The organism is Hymenobacter agri (genome assembly GCF_054778495.1).
Map to the genome: position 1 here is coordinate 1 of NZ_BAAGZM010000509.1, position 3152 is coordinate 3152.

2 protein-coding genes are annotated in these 3152 nt (G+C 65.4%); both read right to left on the reverse strand.

What is annotated here, in order from left to right; genetic code table 11:
* Positions 1–1279: hypothetical protein (locus ACYVDE_RS18490; RefSeq protein ID WP_460503023.1), on the reverse strand; the 1279-nt coding region annotated here is incomplete at its 3' end.
* A 101-nt stretch (positions 1280–1380) separates the two neighbouring features.
* Positions 1381–3152 (reverse strand): hypothetical protein (locus ACYVDE_RS18495; RefSeq protein WP_460503024.1); only part of this gene is annotated, 1772 nt, incomplete at its 5' end.

Here is a 3152-nt window from a genome sequence, read left to right on the forward strand (position 1 = left end):
CGAAGCGGCCCGTGGTGTTGGTGGCCAGCGGCACGCCAGCGGCATCGAGCAGCGTGAACTGCACCGCCCCCGCCTCGCGCTGACCGGGGCTGTAGACTTCCACGACCACGCCGCCGCCGGCCTCGTCCGGGCGCAGCGGGTGGAAGAGCACCACGTTGGCCACTTCCAGGCGGGGCAGGGCCACCTCGCCGATGACGTAGCTGGTACCGCCCTGGCCGTTGCTGAATACCGTCGTCAACCCGCCAACGGCGGCAGCCGCCGCGCCAATGGGCAGAAAGTAGTTGCCGGAACGGACCGCCCCCGCAATGGTGGCATTGTTGAAAAAGTTGACCTCACCGGCCAGCACGGTCCCGGTGGCCGCTTTGTAGAACGTGGCCTGCACCCGCGCGGCGGTATCGCTCTGGTGCAGGGCGCGGCAGCTCAGCAGCTGGTAACGGGTGGTGTCGACCTCGATGAACAGGCGCAGCAGTTCCACGGGCAGCCCGCCAATGGCGGCGCGGTAGCGGGCCACCACGGAAAGCGGGCCATTGGACTCGGTGAGGTAGAGGTCGGGGCCGCTGTAGCTTACCCCGTCGTAGTCGCCCGCGGCATTCTGCCGAACGTAGAGCTCGGCCGTATTGCCCAGCCGGCTGGGCAGCAACGTAGTCTCGCCCGCCAGGATGCCGCCGGTTTCTTCCAGCACCTCCACGCGGTACTGACCCGGTGCCAGCCCGAGCGCAGGCGTAGGCGTGAGCTGCCGGCGGTACCGGGCGTCATCACGGGAAAGCGTTGGGGTGGGGAGTGTAGCGTCCGAGGCGGGCAGGAAGCGCACCGAGGTGGCCCCGGCCGGCAACACCTGCTCGGCATAATAGGCGGGCGTGCCGTCGAGGCTGGCCGCCAGCAGGGTGCAGCGCACCCGTATCGGCCCCGCACCCCCCGCCCAGGTGAGGCTAATGGTGCCGTCATTGCTGTAGAGCGTGGTGCAGTGCGTCGGGATGATAACCAGGCTGCCCAGGCTGCTGGCGCAGGCGGGGGCGTTAAGCACGTCGTGCGTGCTCACCTTGCCGTCGCCGGCGTACTTTACCTGTCGCAGTGTTTGATTGACGCAGAAGCTGGCGCCGGGCACCAGCGTACCCAGGGCCAACTCGAACGGGGCATTGGCGCCGGTAGGGGTCGTGGCCTGGTAAGAGTCGCGGTAGGGCCGGCGGGCGTCCGTGTCGTAGCTGTCCGTGAACACGGTGTAGCCCGTGGCGGGGGCCACGTTGGCAATCGGCGTACGGCGGAGCAGGACCAGAGACACGCCCAAAGTTCCGGTGGCGGGTTACCGGAATCGGGGTGGGCGCGGGGGAAAGCGGGGGAAGCTCCTTTCTTGGAGGAGCGCGCGCAACGCTGGGGCAAATACTACGCCGTGCGCAGGCGACGGTACTGGCTCGCCTCGATGACGGCCACCAAGTCCTTGCCAACTCCGCGCAGGGTGCCAACCACTTCCACCTGAATTTTCTGCGGCGGGGCAGCGGAAGCCGAGGTGCTGGTATTGCCAATCGGACTCCGCGTAGAATTGCCGCTGTACCCGCCAGCGGGACCGCCCGCCTGCGAGCTCACGTAGGCCCCCGAGCCGATGAGCAGGCCACCTGCCGCCAGCTGCGCAGCACCCACGGCATAGTTCTGTGCGGCAATGTTGCCGATGCCCAGCAGCACCAGCTTCTCGCCGAACTGCACGATGATTTGCCCGAAGGCTTTCAGCAGCCCATCGCCAAAGGCCTGCATGGCACTTTGCCCGTCGGCCAGCGCGGCGCCCACGCCCTGCGCAATGCCGGCGAAGGCCCCAGCAAAGTTGCTGCTCATCTCCTCCACGGTTTGCTGCAGCCCCACCGTGAACTTGCCCACGAACTGCTGAAATTCCGTCAGCGAGTTTACCGTCTCCTGCATGTTGACGGGCGGGGCCTTCAGCTCCTTGGGTAGCTTGTTTTCCTCCAGCGCCTGGCCCGTGAGCGGGTTCTTTTTGATTTTATTGCCAAAGGAGTCCAGCTCGCCGGGCTTGGCCAGCTTCATCAGCCCGTCAATCTGCTTGCGCTGCAGCAGCTCGTTATCGCCGAGCACCGTGTTGAGCTCCTTCAGCTCGGCGACGTACGAGCGGAAGGCCTTGCTGGCCGGCGACACGCCCGCCAGCACCAGGCTCTTGAGGCCGGCTTCGAGAATCTTCTGCCGCTCCTGCAGGAACTGGTAGTCGGCGCCGAGCGCATTCGACAGCTGCTCATTGCCGCGCAGCTCCTCCCGCAGTTTTTGCAGCGCGTCCTGTACCTTTTTGCTTTGCTTGTCCACGCCCTCGAGCGCGGCAATCTGGGCCTCCAGGCTTTTGATGACCTTGTTGTCGGCCATGATGGCCGCCACCTCGGTTTCATTCTCCCGCTGCTCCTTCACCAGCTTCAGCCGCTCACGCAGGCTGGCCAGCAGGCCCTCTTCCAGCGCTTTGCTGCCGGCAATGTCGCCGCCCTGCAGGCCGGTTACCTCCTCGTAGGCCGCGCCCAGGCCATTGATGGTGCTTCGGAGTTCCGCCACGCGCTTTTTCTGCGCTTCCAACGCCGTCGTGGTGGAAGCCAGGTTTTCCCGAAACTTGCTTAGCAGTTCCGTTGCGTAGGCGGGGTTGAGGCTATCGAGAGATACCGAGCCGTACAGGCCGGTTTTGGTGATGCGTTCTCCAGTTTTCACCAACTGGTCATAGCGCCCTTGCAGCTCTCGTAACTTGTCCAGTTGTGCAGGCAAGCTTTTCGTGGCAATAGCACGGTCCAGTTCCTGGTTCTGGGCAATGAACGCCCGCGCCTTGCCCGTATTTAGCTCAATCGCCCGGCCGTACGCGTCAAAGCCCTTCCCGGCATCCGGCAGCACGGCCGTCACCTTCTCGATGATGGATTTCATCTCGTCCTGCTCGGCCACCGAGAGCGTGGTTTTTTGCTTCAACTCGTCGTAGCGGTCGAGTAGGGGCGAAATGTCGGTGGTGAGCTGCCGGGTGGCGGCCGCCTGCTGCTGAAACGAGGCGTAGGCCCGCTCGTCAGCGGTTGCTACCGCATACACCACGGCAGCCAACGCGGCCAGCGCTACCACGATTGCCCCGGTCGGCGTGAGCAGGGCCGCGAAAGCACCCTGCAGGCCGGCGCCCGCCGTTTTCAGGTAGC